The following is a 17,236-nucleotide window of genomic DNA, read 5'->3' as shown; positions in this document are numbered from 1 at the left end:
GACTTCAACCTCCTTTAATCTCACCGGTTCTGTCAAAGGGAAGGCTGACCCCTTCCCGGTCGATGCCGATGCGCAGGTCCGGGTCTTTCAACCTTGTCTTCAGTTGACGCATGGCTTCGACGAGATCAGTTGGTTCATCTGTAAGATCCTCATATTTGATCATGATCTGGATCCGGTACCGGTCCTTGATCCGGGGGATCGAAGCCGGCACCGGTCCCAACACCTCCCCCCCCTCCGGCAACCGGGGCATGAGAAATTGGGCTGCCCGATGACCCGCTGTCATCAGTCCCCCCCGGTCCGGATGACTGAGGAGAAGGGTGAACAGGCGACAAAAGGGAGGATAACGGTGTCGTTTCCGGATCAGACACTCTTGCCGGTAGAAAGTCTCCGTTTCGTATCCTGCCGCCAGCCGAATGCTGTAATGTTCCGGGGAGTAGGTTTGAACCACCACCCGGCCCGACTTTTCGTGACGACCGGCCCGCCCCCCCACCTGGGTCAACAGCTGAAAGGTCCGTTCCGCCGCCCGGAAATCCGGGAGGTGGAGCATCGTGTCGGCGGCGATCACCCCGACCAGTGTCACTCGGGGAAAATCGAGGCCTTTGGCAATCATCTGCGTGCCCAGCAACACATCGGCCTTCCCCTCACCAAAAGCGGACAGAAGGCGTTCGTGGGCCCCTTTCCGGCCGGTGGTGTCCACATCCATCCGAATCACCCGGATCCCCGGCATCAGTCGGGCCATCTCTTCTTCCACCCGTTGGGTCCCGGTGCCGAAATACCGGATGTGGGAACTGTTGCAGGAAGGACACTCCCGGGGAACTCCGGTGGTATATCCGCAGTAGTGGCAGCGCAGGGTTTGATTGGTCCGGTGATAAGTGAGTGAAATGTCGCAATGGGGGCATTGCACCGTCTCCCCACACTCCCGGCACAGCACAAAGGTGGAAAAGCCCCGCCGGTTGAGAAACAAGACCGCCTGATCCCCCCGGTCCACACAGGCTTCCAGGGATTCCCGCAGTGGACGGCTGAAGATGGAGCGGTTGCCTTCCTTCAATTCCTCCCGCATATCCACTACTTCCACCCGGGGAAAGGATTGGCCGTGTACCCGTTCATTCAGAGTGACCCACTCAAACCGACCCGTCCGCGCGCGAAAATAACTCTCCACGGAAGGGGTGGCCGTGCCCAACACCAGTACGGCCCCGTGCTCCCGGCAACGCCACCGGGCCACTTCCCGGGCGTGGTAACGGGGTTGTTCTTCCTGTTTGTAGGAGCTCTCATGCTCTTCGTCGATCACCACCAGCCCCAGACGCGGGAAAGGGGCGAAGACAGCCGAGCGGGCCCCGATGGCCACCTTGACCTCCCCGGAGCGGATCTTCCTCCATTCATCGAAGCGCTCCCCGTCGGAGAGACCACTGTGGAGGACGGCCACTTCATCCCCGAACCGCCCTTTGAAACGTCTCACCATTTGAGGGGTGAGGGAAATCTCGGGCACCAGGACGATCGCCTGCCGACCGCTGTCCAACGTTTCCGTGATCGCCTGCAGATAGATCTCCGTTTTACCGCTTCCGGTCACCCCGTGGAGGAGGAGCGTGCGATGCTCTCCGGCCCGAAGCGGACGGAGGATGGATTGGAAAGCCCGGTCCTGTTCCGATGTCAGGGGAAGAGGGCGGGTCCGTTCAAAGGAGCGCCCCCCGAAGGGATCCCGGAATTCCTCTTTCTCCACCCGCTGGAGCAGACCCTTTTCCACCAGCCGGTCCACTGCCGACCGGGGGACCTTCAGTCTGGCGAGAAGCTCCTGGAGAGGGATCTCTTCCGGACCGGCCGCAACATGATACAATACCTCCCGTTGGCGGACGGCGTTTTTGGGGAGTGATTCCGCTTCCTGACGCAAACGGGCCGCGGGTTGGTTCGAAACCACCCACCATCTCTTCCTGCGGCTGGTTCGATCCCCCACCCGCTCTTCCATTTCCAGCCGCCCGTCATCCACCATCCGGCGAATCAGCGGGCGAGTCACCCCTTCCAAACTGAGGGCTTTCTCCAGAGGCAGCTCATCCCGCTCCCGCAGCAGGCGGATCAAGCGCGCTTCCGTTTCCGGGAGCAAGTCCTCCCCCGCAAAAGCGGGGCCCGGACGCAGAAATCTCCGGTAATTTCCTTTCAGGACAGCGGGAACCATCGCCTGGAGGACCGTGATCAGCGGACACAGATACACCTCGGCCATCCACCGGGCCAGTCGGACCAGTTCCGGGGTGAGAGGCGGGGAGAGATCCATCACCTCCAGAATCGGCCGAAGGCGATCGGTTTGGGGCTTCTCGGGAAAATCGATCACATAGCCGATCCGTTTTCGAGGTCCGAAGGGAACCTTGACCCGACTCCCCACCTCCACCTCTGTCTCCAACTCTGCGGGGATGAGATAATCGAAGGGTTTGTCCGTGCCATCAGCGGCCACATCCACGATCACTGCCGCAATCCGTCGATCACCCATGGCGCAGTCGTTCCCCGATCAGAGCCACCAAACGGTCAGCCACTTCCCTTTTGCTCATCCGGGGAAGGCTCACCACCTCCCCTTCCGCATCAAACACGGTCACCATATTGGTGTCGCCGTCAAAACCCGCCCCTGGCCGGGAAACATCATTAGCCACCACCAGGTCCAACTTTTTCCGGTGCAACTTGTCCATAGCATGTTTGGCCACCTGTTCCGTTTCCGCCGCAAATCCGACGAGGAAGCGACCCTCTTTCCGCCGACCTGCCTCTGTCAAAATATCGGGAGTCCGTTTCAGTTCCAGCTGCATGCGGTCTCCGGATTTTTTCATCTTCTGCGATGCCACCGTCACCGGGGTGTAATCGGCTACCGCCGCCGCCTTGATGATCACATCACAGTCGGTCATCTCCTCCATCACCGCATGCCACATCTCCTCGGCAGTGGTCACCTGAACCCGTCTCACGCCGGAGGGAGATGTCAATGCCGTCGGGCCGCTGACTAATACCGTCTCCGCTCCGGCACGGGTACAAGCCTCAGCGATGGCATATCCCATCTTGCCGGAAGAACGGTTGGAAAGATAACGGACAGGATCCAGAGGCTCCCGGGTGGGACCCGCCGTAACCAACACCCGGTGGCCCTGAAGAACGGATGTGGGTTCCTTCAGCATCTCTTCGATCACTTCCAAAATCCGCTCGGGCTCTTCCATCCGCCCTTGACCTACATAACCGCAGGCCAATTGACCCGAGACTGGCTCCACAAAGCGGTGGCCCAATTGCTTCAGTCTGCGAATGTTTTCTTGAACCACCGGGTTTTGATACATATGGACATTCATCGCCGGGGCGATCAGGATGGGAGCCCGGGTGGCGAGCAGGGTGGTGCTGAGCATGTCGTCCCCCAATCCATGGGCCATTTTGGCCAAGATGTTGGCCGTGGCAGGGGCGATCACAAACAGATCCGCATGGTCGGCCAAGTCGATATGGGAAACCACAGAGGGATCCTTCTCTTCAAAAGTGTCCACGGCGACTGGATTTCGGGACAAGGTCTGAAAGGTAAGCGGCGTGACGAACTTGGAGGCGGATCGGGTCATGATCACCCGCACATCCGCCCCCCGCTGGGCCAATTGACTTACCAGTCCGGCCGCCTTGAAAACGGCGATTCCTCCAGTCACACCCACAACAATACGTTTTCCTATCAAGGTTCCCCCTCCTCTCCGACAAAAAATAACAACCCGAACAGGTTGTTATTTTTGCCTCCCGCCAGCTTCCAGCGGCGGTACCAAATAGTCTTCCACAATCTCCTCCAGTGCCACACCCACATACTTGTGGGAGCGAGGCTCCAAGTGGGGGCTGGCACCGTCCAGGAGTTGACGGGCCCTTTTCGCCGCCAGGATGACCAACGTGTATTTGCTGTCCGCTTTGGACATCAACTTATCGATGGACGGATAAAGCATATCAGATTCCCTCCAACCAATCGGGCTGTTCTTTAAAGATCCGATCCCGCCGATGATGTTCGGCCACCAGGATGGAACGGATGTGGTGACAGGCACGGGCCACTTCATCATTGACCACCACATAATCATAGGAATAAATTTGGTTCAATTCCTCCCGCGCCGCCTTCATCCGATCCTCCATCACCTGTTCCGACTCTGTTCCACGGCCTTTGATACGGGCATAAAGCTCATCCATGGATGGCGGAAGCAGAAAAATAAACACCGCTTCCGGAAAGCGTTCCCTCACTTGTCTGGCACCCTGCACCTCGATTTCAAGCAACACGTCCTTGCCTTCGACGAGGCGCTCCTCCACAAACCGGCGCGGGGTTCCGTAGTAATTATCCACATAGCATGCCCATTCCAGCATTTCACCCTGATCGATCATCCGCTTAAATTCTTCCCGGGTTTTAAAGAAATAACTGATCCCCTCCACTTCTCCTTCCCGGGGCGGACGTGTGGTGGCGGACACCGAGTATACCAATTCCGGCGCCTGCTGTCTCAAAGCTGAACACACTGTCCCTTTTCCGGCTCCCGACGGACCGGACAAGACGATCAACAATCCCTTTCCACTGATTTGAATACCCATAACTCTCCCTTTCTAGAAGCATTGTGATTTAAATCGTTCTTGAACGGTCGGATGGGGCTTCACATCCCGCTTCATTTGTTCTGACGAGCCAAAAGATTTATGAAAACCCGATCCTCCCTGTGACAGCTTTTTCACAACACTTCTAGTCTTCCATATCCTCTGCCGCATCCTTGCTGGCCAGACGATGAGCCACAGTCTCCGGTTGGACAGCGGACAGAATCACATGATCACTGTCCGTGATGATCACAGCCCGGGTCCGACGGCCGTATGTTGCGTCAATCAACGCCCCGCGGTCCCGGGCCTCCTGGACGATTCGCTTGATCGGAGCCGAATCCGGACTGACGATCGAGATAATGCGGTTGGCGGACACAATATTGCCGAACCCGATATTTATCAGTTTGATACTCAATGGAGTACCTCCTCGATCCAAAAAGATCTTGTTCTCCATCCGCAATCATTATAACCCGTTTACTCTATATTTTGCACTTGTTCTCTCATTTTTTCCAGTTCGCTCTTGGAATCGACCACTTTTCCCGCAATTTGGGCATCATTGGCCTTGGATCCGATGGTGTTTACCTCGCGATTCATCTCTTGCAGGAGAAACTCCAAGCGTCTTCCGACGGGCTTTTCCTGTCGAAGGGCCTCCCTGAATTGTCCGATATGGCTGGAAAGGCGCGTCAACTCCTCCTGTATGTCCGATTTGTCCGCAAAGAGGGCCGCTTCAGTCAACAGACGGTCGGGCTCCGGATCGACACCACCCAACAACTCCCGGATCCGCTCCTCCAATCTTCCACGGTAATCCGAAACCACTTGAGGCGCCCGGCTCCTGATTTCCTCCACCCTTTGCTCCAAAACTCCGATTCGATGCATCAAATCTTCCGCCAGTACCCTTCCTTCCCGTCTCCGCATTTTGCTCAGGGATTGACATGCTTGCTCCACTGCCCCCAGCAAGGGAGTCTTCCAACCTTCGGGATTCGGCATCCGTTCTTCCGCCTTCAGCACTTCTGGATGATGGAGGAGATCCCCGAGGGTGAGCTCTCCAGTGATCCCCAACCGCTCTGTCAATTCCCTGGATGCCTGCAGGAGAGACTCTGCTGCTTCCCAATCCACTGTCAGTTTCCGAAAAGCGGCCCCGTCACCATTCAGGGTAACGGTCACATCCACCCGTCCCCGTCGAACCCACCGGCGCACCCGTCTCTTCACTTCCTCCTCCAAAGCCCCCCATCCGGAAGGCAACTTCACCGTCATTTCCAGAAACCGGTGGTTGACGGAACGAATCTCCGCCGTGAATCCAACCCCTTCGGCATCCGATTCCCCCCGACCGTAACCCGTCATGCTCTGAACCTTGCTTTCGCTCATCATGAACCCATTTTAATGGATTTGGGGAAGCGCCTCAAGTAAAGGCGGAAGGTCCCGATCCCTGCTGGGCCCTTCAATCAAGTATGGATGGTGGAAGAAATGCAGCTGAAAGACCCGTGGCTATGATTTCTTCTATTATTTCCCGGAGATTCTCGTCATATCGATAGTTCAGTTCAACATTCCTTTGTCAGGTACGATCAACTTGCAAGAAGAACGAAGCGATCTATCGTGTCAATGGGAATTTTACTTACGGGAATAACTGTAAACCCGTTTCATCGCCTAGGTGAACAAGTTTTTCCCGACTTTTTGATCGCAGCATTTACCGGTGATGTGGCTCCCTTCTATTAAAACCTTCTCTTATCTGCTATTGTGCAAAGTGACAGTTTAACAACCGTTTGCAATCCGTGCCACAAGGCCTGAGGTGCCTATTGAATCGTCGCTGTATTTTCAAGAAAGAATCCCATTTGGATTGCGTTCTGTGTTTCAATAGGGGAAGTCTGTAAAATCAATGGAGGTGCATCCGTTGTTAAACACGCCCCTGAGCCGTTTTCGTATAGTCAGCCTAATCGAAGGACTTTCCTTCCTTATTCTTCTCGGGATTGCTATGCCGTTAAAATACTTCGCCGACCTCCCGATGGCGGTCACCCTTGTCGGTTGGATCCATGGTGTCCTGTTTGTTCTTTATATCGCCGCCGTCGCCCAGGTCACCTTTGCTGATGGTTGGTCACTCAAACGGGTGACGGGAGCCTTGATCGCCTCGCTCCTTCCCTTTGGTCCCTTCATCTTTGATGCGCGATTGAGACGGGATCGGAAATGGTGACTTCCATCAAAAACCAGGCCCCGGAGTGATGTGCCCCGGGGCCTGGTTTTTTTATTCGACAGCAACGGGCTGAGGTCGGGTTCGTTCCATCTCTTTCCGTACCCGCTCTTCCTGTTCCTCACGCTCCTTTTCATCCCAATTGAATTTCCCGGCCATGTAATCCAAGACCATGGGGGCTTCCGCCTCCGCCAGCTGGCGGTGAAAATAAAGATCCCCTGTTCGTCGGATGAGAAAGTCGCTTGGGGTGACTGCCATTTCCTCCTCGACAGCATGTTCCAACTGGGCCATCAACAGATTTTCAGCCGAGTATTCAGCACGTTCCCACACCTGTTCCAACTGGGTGCCGTAAAGATGGATCAGCTGATTGGCCCGCTCTTCGGTCACATGCCCTTTTTTCAGCTTTTCCATCCATTCTTTCCGAAAATGGATAAATCCATCTCCGCCCAAATCACCCCCACCCAGGATGGAGAGACGGTCGGTGCGGCAAGGGGTGAAGGGGATCCGTCCCTTCCTTTCCAAACGACGGCACACCAGATCCACCACCCTTTCCGCCATCTTGCGGAATCCGGTCAATTTTCCCCCGGCGATGGTGATCAGTCCGGTGGGCGATTGAAAGATCTCATCCTTCCTGGACAACTCGGAGGGGCTTTTTCCTTCTTCATGGATGAGAGGACGGAGACCCGCCCAACCGGATTCCACATCTTCCGGTGTCAGACCGGCCCTGGGGAAGATATGGTTGACCCCCTCCAAAAGGTAGTCCCGATCCTGCGGGGTCAACTTTGGAGAATCGATCGGGCCATCGTAATCGGTGTCCGTCGTTCCAATATAGGTGATCCTCCCTCTGGGAATGGCAAAAATCATGCGGCCATCGGGCACATCAAAGTAGATCGGTTGCCCCAAGGGCAAGCACTCATGGGACACCACCAAGTGAATCCCCTTCGTCAGATGCAAGCGTTTTCCCTTCAAGGAACCGTCCTGTTTGCGCAGCTCATCCACCCAGGGGCCGGCGGCGTTCACCACCTCCCGGGCACCGATCCGGTAGATCTCTCCCGTGACACGATCACGAACCCGGGCCCCCGTCATCCTGTCCCCGTCATAGACAAAGGATTCCGCTTCAGCGTAGTTGACCGTTTTCGCCCCGAGGGAAAAAGCGGTCTTCATCACTTCCAAGGTGAGGCGGGCATCATCGGTACGGTACTCCACGTAAAGCCCCGAACCTTTCAATCCTTTTTCCCTCAACAGCGGCTCCCGCTCCAGGGTCTCCTCCCGGGAGAGCATCCGGCGCCGCTCCTCTCTTTTGACCCCCGCCAATCGATCATACAGCCAGAGACCGATGGAAGAGGTTAACTTTCCATAAGTGCCCCCTTTATAAATCGGAAGCATCATCGGACGGGGCAGGACGAGATGGGGGGCCCGTTCATACAGAAGGGCGCGCTCCCTCCCCACCTCTTTCACCAATTGGATCTCCAGCTGTTTCAGATAACGCAACCCTCCGTGAATCAATTTGGTCGAGCGACTGCTGGTGCCTCCAGCGTAATCCCCCTTTTCCACGAGGCCGACAGAAAGACCGCGGGATGCTGCATCCCAAGCGATTCCCGCTCCGGTGATTCCGCCACCGATCACCAAGAGATCCAGCGGTTCGGCCTGCATCTCCTCCAGCAGGCGCTTCCGGTGGTGAGCGGAAAATGACATAGATCTGATCCCCCTTATGATTTCATCTGAATATCCAGGTTCCAAAGATCCCCCCCACTGACCGAGACGGCGCTGGCGCCGTTTTGGAGGGCCTGGATCACATCCCCGGCCTGCCGCAGCAACCCCCCGGCCACGATGGGAAGATCCCGTTTTCGACGGAGTTCATCGTAGACCCAGTCGGGAACAATTCCCGGCATCACTTCCACCGCATCCGCTTTGGATTGCTTCAACAAATGTTTTCCCGTCTCCACCGACATCGTATCCGGGATAAAGAGACGTTGGATCACGAACAACCCCTCTTCTCTGGCGTTGCGAACCAGATGGGTCCGTGTGGACACCACCCCGTCCGGTTTGATTTCCTTGTGAATATATTTCAGAGCGGCCCGGTCGTTGCTGAAACCTTGCGCCAGATCCAGATGGAGGTAGACTTGTTTGCCCATCCTCCGTACCTGACTCACCATGGAAGGCAGTGTATTGATATCGCCAAACAGAAGAAAACAGACTTGCGGCCTGGAATTCTCCAACCTCTTCAATTCCTCTTCATTCCGGACGGCGGCGATCACCGGATGCCGCCGAATCCCCTCTTGAAATCCCATCGTCCCTGACTCCCTCCCTGAAAAATGCAAAAAGAGTCCCCACCGATGGTAACGTTTACCTTGGCGAGGGACTCTCCTATGGTCTCCGGTCCCGAATCTGAGATGTTCAACTGTATGATCTGTTCATGATTCAGTTTACCCCATTTAGAGAGCGGTGAAAACCCTCAGATTCTCACCCGAGTTCGGGTCATGGTGCGGCTGACGGCATCCTGCCACCCATTATACAGGGAAGACCGTTCCTCAGCAGAGATTTGGGGTAGGAATCGGGCATCCACGGCCCGGTTTTGCCGGATCATCTCCTTGTCGTTCCAATAACCCACCGAAAGACCCGCCAAATAGGCCGCTCCCAGGGCGGTCGTCTCGTTGACAGTAGGGCGTGTCACCGTCACATTCAGAAGATCGCTCTGAAATTGCATCAGAAAGTTATTGAGGGCGGCTCCTCCATCCACATTCAATTCCTGCAACTGGATTCCCGCGTCCTGTTCCATCGCGTGCAATACATCCTTGGTCTGATATGCCAAGGACTCCAACGCCGCCCGGGCAAAATGGTCCCGTCCCGTCCCCCGGGTGAGACCGAAAATGGCTCCCCGGGCGTCCATATCCCAATAGGGGGCACCCAATCCGACGAAGGCTGGCACGAAATAAACACCTTCATTGGATGCGAGCCGGCGGGCACTGGCCTCGGAATCGGAGGCCTTCTCCAAAATTTTGAGACCGTCACGCAACCACTGAATCGCCGCCCCGGCCACGAAAATGCTTCCTTCCAGGGCGTAATCCACTCTTCCGTCCACACCCCAAGCAATGGTGGTCAATAGTCCGTGGGAAGATGCGACCGCCTTCTCCCCGGTGTTCATCAACATGAAGCAGCCGGTACCATAAGTGTTTTTGGCTGTGCCAGAAGCAAAACAAGCTTGACCGAAAAGCGCCGCCTGCTGGTCTCCCGCCACCCCGGAAATAGGGACCCGCCGGCCGAAAAACTCACTTTCCGCCGTAGTTCCGTAGATATAGCTGGAAGGCTGAACTTCCGGCAGGATTGGACGGGGCACATCCAGAAGCTGCAACAACTGATCGTCCCAGTCCAACTCATGAATATTGTACATCAAGGTGCGGGAGGCGTTGGTGTAATCTGTCACATGCACCTTTCCCCCGGTCAGATTCCAAATCAGCCAGCTGTCGATGGTTCCGAAGAGCAACTCGCCCCGCTCCGCCCGTGCCCGGGCCCCCTCCACATGATCCAGGATCCATTTCACCTTGGTTCCGGAGAAATAGGCATCCACCACCAGCCCGGTTTTCTCCCGGAAGGTATTCTCCAGTCCCTGCTGTTTCAACTCTTCACAAATCTCCGCAGTTTGGCGGCTCTGCCAGACGATGGCGGGATAGATCGGCTTGCCGCTGTTTTTATCCCAGATGACAGTGGTTTCCCGTTGATTGGTGATACCGATCCCGGCCACCTGATCGGGGTGGATCCCACTCTCCTGAAACAGTCCCTTCAGCACATGGCGGGTGGATTCCCAAATCTCCTCTGCATCGTGTTCCACCCAGCCCGGCTGAGGATACAGCTGGGTGAATTCTTGCTGAGAGACCCCCCGGATACTTCCCTGCCTGTCAAAGAGCATGGCCCGGGTGCTGGTCGTCCCCTGATCGATCGCCAATACAAATTTTTCCTTCCCCAAAGCGATTCCCTCCTTTATCTTTGATGTGTCTGATCCATTCAACTGCCGGGTTCATCCTCACCCATCTCACCTTATCACGAATCACCCAACTTCGGAAAAGGCTTTCATCGATTCATCTCAAGCATCCACACCCTTGCCAGTCTGCCCCGCCGGGAGCTCCTCCTTCTCTTGCAGGTAACGTCGGACCATGAAATCGTAGATCAAAGCTCCCGCCAATCCCCCCAGAATCGGCCCCAAGATCGGAACCCAGACATATCCCGACGGTGCGGGCAGAGCCACCGAATCCCATCCCGCCATCCAGGCGAACAGCTTCGGACCGAAGTCCCGTGCCGGGTTGAGGGCAAAACCGGTCAAACTCCCAAAGGAACCCCCGATGACGGCCACCGTCAGGCCGATGACGAGGGGGCCCAGATTGTTTAAAGCGGGTAAGAGCGGATTTCGGTCGTCCACCACAGCCAGGATCACGATCAACAAAATTGCGGTGATGGCGAATTCCACCAGAAAAGCGTCAAAGTTGGATAGAAACGGAGCGGGATAGGTGGAAAAAATACTGGCGGATTCCACACTTTCCGCTGAACCCCGAACCACATGTTCCGTCTCCTCCCATTGGGTGAAGGCTCCCCTGTACAGGCCGTAGACCGCTGCCGCTCCCGCAAAGGCCCCCGCCACCTGGGAGACAATGTATGGGATGACGTTTTTCCAGGGAAACCCGCGAAAAAGAGCCATGGTCACTGTCACCGCCGGATTGATATGGGTGCCGGAGACGGCCCCGGTCACATAGATGGCCAGGGTGACCGCCAACCCCCAAAGCAAGGAGACTTCCCACTGCCCCAGTTCCACCTGATTGAGTACCAGCCCGGCCACGGTTCCACAACCGAGAAAGATCAGGATGAAAGTGCCGACAAATTCAGAAAAACATGCTCCCCTGAGGTTTCTGTCCAAAAGGCATCTCCCCCTTTTTCATCCTTCACCGCCAGATTGACCGGCGAAGAAAGCCAAAAAAGGCCGCACCTCACCCGTCCACAAGCCTTTGAGGGCCCGTTTGCCGGTGTGGTACGACCTCTCCTGTATCTCCGGTCGTATGACAGCGTTTTCAATTCTTATTATATTGCGAGAAAAGGCACCAGGCAAGACCTCCTGCTCAACTTTAATTCCACCGGCCGATCCTTTCAAAGACCCGGCCCACAGTCCCCGGATAAAGTAACGGCCCAACAATACATCGATGAGCAAGAGTGGGCAGTGCCGCCAGGAGGGCTCCTGCCATCTGGATGTTCCACTGGACAGATTTTGCAACGCCACCATCACCGGATGTTGGGAAGTGGCGTCAGGGTGACGGCAAACAGGAACTCATTCCACACCTGGGTGAACTGCCAGATGCCCACCACCACAAAGCCCGGAATGGACAGAGGCAGGATGATTCGCCGATAGACCCCGGTCATTCCGGATCATTTAATGCGACGCCGTTGAACAAGGAAGTAGACAACAGTAATAACAAGGGCACAAATCCAAACCAAAAATCCGTATACATTCATAAAATCAGACTTGTTCGCCGCCGAATCAATAAAGTTTTTTCCTAATACCGAGAAGTAAATAACTGTTTCCAATTTCACCCAACTGATAGTCAGATTTGCGTTTCGATAAAAATTTTCTGCATTCTCTTTTGTTAAACGACTGGGGTAATTAAACTTGTGAGGATACTTCCTGATGAAAGTGAATCCGAGATAAATCAGAACGTTAAGGAGAATCAATAGTAATATAAACCATTTACTTCCCCAACGATCGGCATGCTCTTGTAAATCATAATGAATCGGGATACGGTCGGGTAAAGTCGGCCACATGTAGGCTAAATAAAGTAGAATGCCAACAAATAAACAGATACAAAGGATATCGTGAAACCATTCCATTTTCGTTTTTTTGATGTGGATCTTAGGAGCCTCAAACACGGAAATCCCCTTTCTTGATTATAACTCTCTTCAAACCACATAAGTCCGTGGTTTGAAGAGAGTTAATTATCCCATCCCCACATTCAACCTTTCAAAGACCCGGCCAACAGTCCCCGGATAAAGTAACGGCCCAGCAATACATAGATGAGCAGGGTGGGCAGTGCCGCCAGGAGGGCTCCCGCCATCTGGATGTTCCACTGGACGATCTGGCTGCCGGACAGATTTTGCAACGCCACCATCACCGGATGTTGGGAAGTGGTCGTCAGGGTGACGGCAAACAGGAACTCATTCCACACCTGGGTGAACTGCCAGATGCCCACCACCACAAAGCCCGGAATGGACAGAGGCAGGATGATTCGCCGATAGATGCCCAAGATGCCGTTTCCGTCGATTTGGGCCGCCTCCAGGATCTCATCGGGAATTCCGGCGTAAAAGTTGCGGAAGATCAGAGTGGTGACCGGGATTCCGTAGACCACATGGACAAAGATCAAGCCCGGAATCGAATTGTACAACTGAATCTCCTGAAGAAAACGGATCATCGGGATCAGGATACTCTGATAGGGGATGAACATACCGAACAAGATGAGGGTGAACAGGAGATCCGACCCTCTGAACCGCCATTTGGAGAGGACATAACCGTTGATGGAACCCAACAGCGCGGACAAGAAGGTGGCGGGAAGGGCCAAGTAGAGACTGTTCATCAAATGAGGCGACAGCTTCTCCCAGGCGATGGCGTAACTCTCCCAATTCAGGGAAGAGGGCAGCTCCCACATCCGATCCAGAGTAGCCTCCTCCACCTCCTTAAAACTGGTCACTATCATCACAAACACTGGAGTCAGAAAGAAGATTGCTGCCAGGATGAGCAAAAGATAGGTGACGATTCGGCCCGGTTTGAGCTTCATCTGTCCGCCTCCTTTCTCATGGAGGAGACCAGGTACGGGATGATGAGAACCGACACCATCATCAACATCAAGATCGCAATGGCCGCCCCCTGGGCATAGTGATTGCCCCGGAAGGTGGTCTCAAACATGTAGACACCGGGAACATCGGTCACAAAGTTGGCCCCCGGACCGGTCATCGCCATCACCAGGTCAAAAATTTTGAGGGAAATATGACCCAGGATAATGATGACGCTAAGAGTGATCGGCCGGAGGAGAGGAAGAATCACCTTTCTGAACACCTGCCACTCCCCGGCCCCGTCCACCCGGGCCGCTTCCCGGATCTCGTCGGGAATCCCCCGCAATCCGGCGAGATACATCGCCATCGTAAAACCGGACAACTGCCAGACTGCGGCGATCACCACCGCAACCAGAGCCAGGGGAATGCCGAATTGGATCTGTCCCCACTCCACCCCGGGAATGATCCGGGTATCCACATACCAGACCGGCGGCTCTTCTAACCCCAGCTTGTTCAAAAAGAGGTTCACCCCTGTGGAGGGGTTGAAGATCCATTGCCAGACCACCCCGGTGACAATGAAAGAGAGGGCCATCGGGAAGATGAAAATATTGCGAAAAAGATGTTCCCCCTTCAGTTTTCGATCCAGCAGAACAGCAAGGATCAAGCCTGTCACAAGACAGACCGAGATGAAGAGGACGGTGAACACCAAGGTGTTTCTCAGATCGGACTGAAACCGAAAATCCTGGAACAACGATCGATAGTTTTCGAAGCCGACCCAGTTCATGCGGGGAATCAAGGAATTCCAGTCGGAGAAGGAAACATAGCCCGTCCACCCGATAAACCCGTAAACAAACACAGCGATCGCCAAAAGGGATGGAATAAGCAAAAAGAAACCCATCCATCTGTCATCGATCCTTGTTCGTGTCTGGACGGAAGTGCCCGGACGGTCATCAGTTTTGTGCGCCGGTCGAAGCGGCTCCACTCATCGACCCCTCCTTGAAGAAAGGCGGCGTGCCGCCGCCCGGATAGGATATTACCGATTTGCTTGTTCCAGTGTCTCTTTCAATGTCTGAGCCAGTCGGTCCACATCCCCTTGGGTGACAAAGGTGTTAACCGCCTGATCCGCCTCGGTCACAAAACCTTCCGGAGCGGCGGAGCCATGGGCCAAACTAGGTGCCAATTTTGAATCTTTGAACTGCTTGATCGCCTCTTTTCCATATTCATCATATTTGCTTACATCGGCATCCACCCGGGCCGGAATCGATCCCTTCAAGGGGTTGAATACATCCTGTCCTTCCGCCGAACCCAACACCCGGAGCCACTCTTGTGTCGCTTCCGGATGTTTGGCCCCTTTGGGAAGACCGAAGGTGTCGGTGATCACCATGAAGCTGCTTTCGGTGCCCGGGGTTGCAGTCCAACCGAAGTCTTTTCCCGGCTTCAATTTGAGATCAGTGGTGAAGTATCCCTTGGCCCAGTCGCCCATCACATTCATCGCGGCCTCCCCTTTGGCCACCATCTGGGCGGCGTCCTGCCAGTTCCTGGCGGCGTGGTCCTTATTGGTGTAGGTCAGCATCTTCTTGTAGGTTTTCAATGCTTCTTTTACCTTCGGATTTTCGAAGGAGAGTTTCCCCGTCCACAACTTTCCGTAGTCCTCCGGACCCAGCTTCCCGAGCAAAACCGTCTCCAAAAGATGGGTGGCTCCCCAAGGTTCCTTGTCACCGAGGGCAAGGGGAACGACTCCTTTCTTTTTCAGTTTCTCAGCCGCCTTGAAAAAATCATCAAAACTCGTTGGAGGTTCGATCCCGTTTTCATCAAAGATTTTTGCGTTGTACCAGAGAACATTTCCTCGGTGTATATTGACCGGAACCGAGTAGATCTTCCCATCCTTGCTGACCATGTCGATCAGCTCTTCCGGGAACTTATCCATCCATCCCTGTTCTTTGTAAAGTTCGTTCAGCGGTTCCATCTTCCCCGCCGCCACCCAGCTGTCATTCAGTTCCGAGCCTCCATGAACCTGAAAGGTGTCCGGTGGATCATCCCCTTGCATACGGGTGGCCAGGGTCGCCTTGGCATTGGTGCCTGCCCCTCCGGCCACCGCCGCATTTTTGACTTGGATGTCCGGGTTCTTCTCTTCAAACAATTGGATCAGCGCCTTCAGACCCGCTTCTTCACCGGCCCCCGTCCACCAGCTGAAAATTTCCACCTGTTTGCGTTCCCCGGCTCCCTCTCCGTCGGACTGCCCGCCGCAAGCCGCTGTCATCCAGACCAATGCCAGGCAAATCAACAGGATCATCCCACGGGATGATTTTCTCACGATCATCTCCTCCTCCAAGGCGACAAAGTCATCGCCGGTTTCATCAAACAGAAACAGACGTCAGAATGATGGCAATCCCTTCAAAACGAGGTTGGGACCATTGTTTCCGGATTTGCTTGTTCACTCCTGTTGGGGTTCAAACAGTTTTTGCAAGACCAGAGTGAAAGCTCCGATCACTCCCGCCCGGTCGCCCAGCTCAGAGACAACAATGGAGACTTCTTTGGCGGGAGTGGACAAAGCCCTCTCCTCCACCGTCCTTCGCAACGGATTCAGGACAAAATCACCGGCAGCAATCATCCCGCCACTCAGGATAATTTTTCGTGGGTTCAGAAGATTGATCAGATTGGCCAGTGCAATGCCCAAACAGCGTCCGGTCTCGGCCAGCTCTTCTACGGCCAATCGATCCCCTTCCGCCGCAGCTCTGGTCAGATCCGGACCTGTAAGCTTCCCATCGACTCCCATCCGGGTCCGCAACAGGGATGCCTCCCCCGCCGCCAGACGCCTTCGGACCCGCTCCAAGGTGGCAGGACCGGAAACAAAAGCCTCCAAACAGCCTCGGTTTCCACATCCGCACGCCGGTCCGGCCGGATCGATCACCGTATGCCCCAATTCTCCGGCGGTAAAAGTGGGGCCGTACAACAGACGACCTTCATACATCATCCCTGCCCCCACCCCGGTCCCCACATGAACACAGATAAAGGGATCCGCCCCCCGTCCGTGTCCAAACCAACTCTCCCCCACCGCTCGGGCACGAACATCATTTTCCACTTCCACGGAAACACTGAATTTCTCCTCCAGAATGGAACGGAGGGGAAGGTCAGAGAAGGGGAGGTTGGGAGCAAATCGGGAGACACCTTCCCGAGGATCCACCAGACCGTGCATCCCCACTCCAATCCCCAATAAGGGAATTCCCTTCTCCCGGATCCGGTCAGCCACGGATCCGACCGCTTCAATCAACAGATCCGCATAGATTTTCCCGGATGGACGGGCCGGAACGGATAGCAACCGCTCCTCCCCTGTGTTTCCCGCCAGATCCGCAGACAACACCCGGATGGTCTTCACCCCCGCATACACCCCGACTACGTTGAAAGCTTTGTGGTTAATATTCAGCAGGATGGGTTTCCGACCACCGGTGGACTCCCCCAATTCACACTCCACCACCCACCCCTCCCGCAAGAGCTCACTCACAATATTGGTCACTGTAGGCGGGGTCAAGTGTGTCACCTTGGCGATCTCCGCCCGGGAAAGCGGACCTTGAAGGCGGATCACATTCAGGATCGTCGATTTGTTGATCGATTTCATCCAGCGGAAACTCCCGGTCTTGATCGACTGTGATATGGCGGACACCCCCTTTCCAAGGGTGGATAACCTCCGGCCACCGGCTCCAATCATGC

General features: G+C 55.3%; 16 protein-coding genes and 1 pseudogene. 1 reads left to right on the top strand and 16 read right to left on the bottom strand.

Annotated elements, in window-relative coordinates:
- Positions 1 to 4: 4 nt before the first annotated feature.
- The 6 genes from priA to IEV46_RS01095 form a co-directional block, all read right to left on the bottom strand.
- Positions 5 to 2,476, bottom strand: coding sequence for a primosomal protein N' (priA, locus tag IEV46_RS01120; protein ID WP_188428926.1), 2,472 nt, complete (start codon positions 2,474 to 2,476; stop codon positions 5 to 7).
- Positions 2,469 to 3,668 carry a bifunctional phosphopantothenoylcysteine decarboxylase/phosphopantothenate--cysteine ligase CoaBC gene (gene coaBC / locus IEV46_RS01115; protein WP_188428924.1) on the bottom strand — a complete coding sequence of 400 codons (1,200 nt, stop codon included), beginning with the start codon at positions 3,666 to 3,668 and terminating at the stop codon, positions 2,469 to 2,471. Before coaBC ends, priA begins: the two co-directional genes overlap by 8 nt.
- A 45-nt stretch (positions 3,669 to 3,713) precedes the next feature.
- Positions 3,714 to 3,923 (bottom strand): DNA-directed RNA polymerase subunit omega, encoded by a 210-nt coding sequence (gene rpoZ, locus IEV46_RS01110; protein ID WP_188428922.1) that lies wholly within the window; start codon positions 3,921 to 3,923, stop codon positions 3,714 to 3,716.
- A 1-nt stretch (position 3,924) separates the two neighbouring features.
- On the bottom strand, positions 3,925 to 4,548 hold the full coding sequence (gene gmk / locus IEV46_RS01105; RefSeq protein WP_188428920.1) for a guanylate kinase: 624 nt from the start codon (positions 4,546 to 4,548) through the stop codon (positions 3,925 to 3,927).
- 142 nt (positions 4,549 to 4,690) lie between these two features.
- Positions 4,691 to 4,957: an extracellular matrix/biofilm regulator RemA gene (gene remA, locus IEV46_RS01100; protein ID WP_188428918.1), complete on the bottom strand. Its 267-nt coding sequence runs from the start codon at positions 4,955 to 4,957 to the stop codon at positions 4,691 to 4,693.
- Between the two features lie 59 nt (positions 4,958 to 5,016).
- Complete coding sequence (locus IEV46_RS01095) at positions 5,017 to 5,907, bottom strand: YicC/YloC family endoribonuclease (RefSeq protein ID WP_188428916.1); 891 nt, start codon at positions 5,905 to 5,907, stop codon at positions 5,017 to 5,019.
- A 523-nt stretch (positions 5,908 to 6,430) separates the two neighbouring features.
- Here IEV46_RS01095 and IEV46_RS01090 point away from each other — a divergent pair.
- The gene (locus tag IEV46_RS01090; RefSeq protein ID WP_229735799.1) at positions 6,431 to 6,727 is read left to right on the top strand and encodes a DUF3817 domain-containing protein; all 297 of its coding nucleotides are present in this window, start codon (positions 6,431 to 6,433) and stop codon (positions 6,725 to 6,727) included.
- A gap of 51 nt (positions 6,728 to 6,778) precedes the next feature.
- On the opposite strand, the gene IEV46_RS01085 is transcribed toward IEV46_RS01090, so the two are convergent.
- The 10 genes and pseudogenes from IEV46_RS01085 to IEV46_RS01040 form a co-directional block, all read right to left on the bottom strand.
- A complete protein-coding gene (locus tag IEV46_RS01085) occupies positions 6,779 to 8,419 on the bottom strand; it encodes a glycerol-3-phosphate dehydrogenase/oxidase (RefSeq protein WP_188428912.1) in 1,641 nt (546 codons plus the stop codon).
- A gap of 14 nt (positions 8,420 to 8,433) precedes the next feature.
- The gene (locus IEV46_RS01080; protein ID WP_188428909.1) at positions 8,434 to 9,015 is read right to left on the bottom strand and encodes a glycerol-3-phosphate responsive antiterminator; all 582 of its coding nucleotides are present in this window, start codon (positions 9,013 to 9,015) and stop codon (positions 8,434 to 8,436) included.
- Between the two features lie 164 nt (positions 9,016 to 9,179).
- A complete protein-coding gene (gene glpK / locus IEV46_RS01075) occupies positions 9,180 to 10,688 on the bottom strand; it encodes a glycerol kinase GlpK (protein WP_188428907.1) in 1,509 nt (502 codons plus the stop codon).
- A 117-nt stretch (positions 10,689 to 10,805) separates the two neighbouring features.
- Positions 10,806 to 11,630 (bottom strand): MIP/aquaporin family protein, encoded by an 825-nt coding sequence (locus IEV46_RS01070; RefSeq protein WP_188428904.1) that lies wholly within the window; start codon positions 11,628 to 11,630, stop codon positions 10,806 to 10,808.
- Between the two features lie 222 nt (positions 11,631 to 11,852).
- Positions 11,853 to 12,112, bottom strand: a pseudogene (locus IEV46_RS01065) (carbohydrate ABC transporter permease); the annotation flags it as partial.
- A 21-nt stretch (positions 12,113 to 12,133) separates the two neighbouring features.
- Entirely contained in the window at positions 12,134 to 12,631 is a 498-nt protein-coding gene (locus IEV46_RS18540) for a DUF1648 domain-containing protein (RefSeq protein WP_188428902.1), read from the bottom strand.
- An 83-nt stretch (positions 12,632 to 12,714) separates the two neighbouring features.
- Positions 12,715 to 13,533 (bottom strand): carbohydrate ABC transporter permease, encoded by an 819-nt coding sequence (locus IEV46_RS01055; protein WP_188428900.1) that lies wholly within the window; start codon positions 13,531 to 13,533, stop codon positions 12,715 to 12,717.
- Positions 13,530 to 14,426 carry a carbohydrate ABC transporter permease gene (locus tag IEV46_RS01050; protein WP_373284533.1) on the bottom strand — a complete coding sequence of 299 codons (897 nt, stop codon included), beginning with the start codon at positions 14,424 to 14,426 and terminating at the stop codon, positions 13,530 to 13,532. The genes IEV46_RS01055 and IEV46_RS01050 overlap by 4 nt, the downstream gene beginning before the upstream one ends.
- 135 nt (positions 14,427 to 14,561) lie before the next feature.
- Complete coding sequence (locus IEV46_RS01045) at positions 14,562 to 15,788, bottom strand: ABC transporter substrate-binding protein (RefSeq protein WP_229735855.1); 1,227 nt, start codon at positions 15,786 to 15,788, stop codon at positions 14,562 to 14,564.
- Between the two features lie 174 nt (positions 15,789 to 15,962).
- Positions 15,963 to 17,144: an ROK family transcriptional regulator gene (locus tag IEV46_RS01040; RefSeq protein ID WP_229735798.1), complete on the bottom strand. Its 1,182-nt coding sequence runs from the start codon at positions 17,142 to 17,144 to the stop codon at positions 15,963 to 15,965.
- Between the last annotated feature and the right edge of the window lie 92 nt (positions 17,145 to 17,236).

This window comes from Kroppenstedtia guangzhouensis (genome assembly GCF_014637345.1).
GTDB classification, from domain to species: Bacteria; Bacillota; Bacilli; order Thermoactinomycetales; family DSM-45169; genus Kroppenstedtia; species Kroppenstedtia guangzhouensis.
This window is presented reverse-complemented; position numbering and strand designations above follow the sequence as displayed.

Coding starts and splice junctions, on each gene's coding strand:
- priA (WP_188428926.1), bottom strand. CDS start 2,476: ATGGGTGATCGACGGATTGCGGCAGTGATCGTGGATGTGGCCGCTGAT.
- rpoZ (WP_188428922.1), bottom strand. CDS start 3,923: ATGCTTTATCCGTCCATCGATAAGTTGATGTCCAAAGCGGACAGCAAA.
- gmk (WP_188428920.1), bottom strand. CDS start 4,548: ATGGGTATTCAAATCAGTGGAAAGGGATTGTTGATCGTCTTGTCCGGT.
- IEV46_RS01095 (WP_188428916.1), bottom strand. CDS start 5,907: ATGAGCGAAAGCAAGGTTCAGAGCATGACGGGTTACGGTCGGGGGGAA.
- IEV46_RS01085 (WP_188428912.1), bottom strand. CDS start 8,419: ATGTCATTTTCCGCTCACCACCGGAAGCGCCTGCTGGAGGAGATGCAG.
- IEV46_RS01080 (WP_188428909.1), bottom strand. CDS start 9,015: ATGGGATTTCAAGAGGGGATTCGGCGGCATCCGGTGATCGCCGCCGTC.
- IEV46_RS01055 (WP_188428900.1), bottom strand. CDS start 13,533: ATGAAGCTCAAACCGGGCCGAATCGTCACCTATCTTTTGCTCATCCTG.
- IEV46_RS01050 (WP_373284533.1), bottom strand. CDS start 14,426: ATGGGTTTCTTTTTGCTTATTCCATCCCTTTTGGCGATCGCTGTGTTT.
- IEV46_RS01045 (WP_229735855.1), bottom strand. CDS start 15,788: ATGACAGCGGCTTGCGGCGGGCAGTCCGACGGAGAGGGAGCCGGGGAA.
- IEV46_RS01040 (WP_229735798.1), bottom strand. CDS start 17,144: ATGAAATCGATCAACAAATCGACGATCCTGAATGTGATCCGCCTTCAA.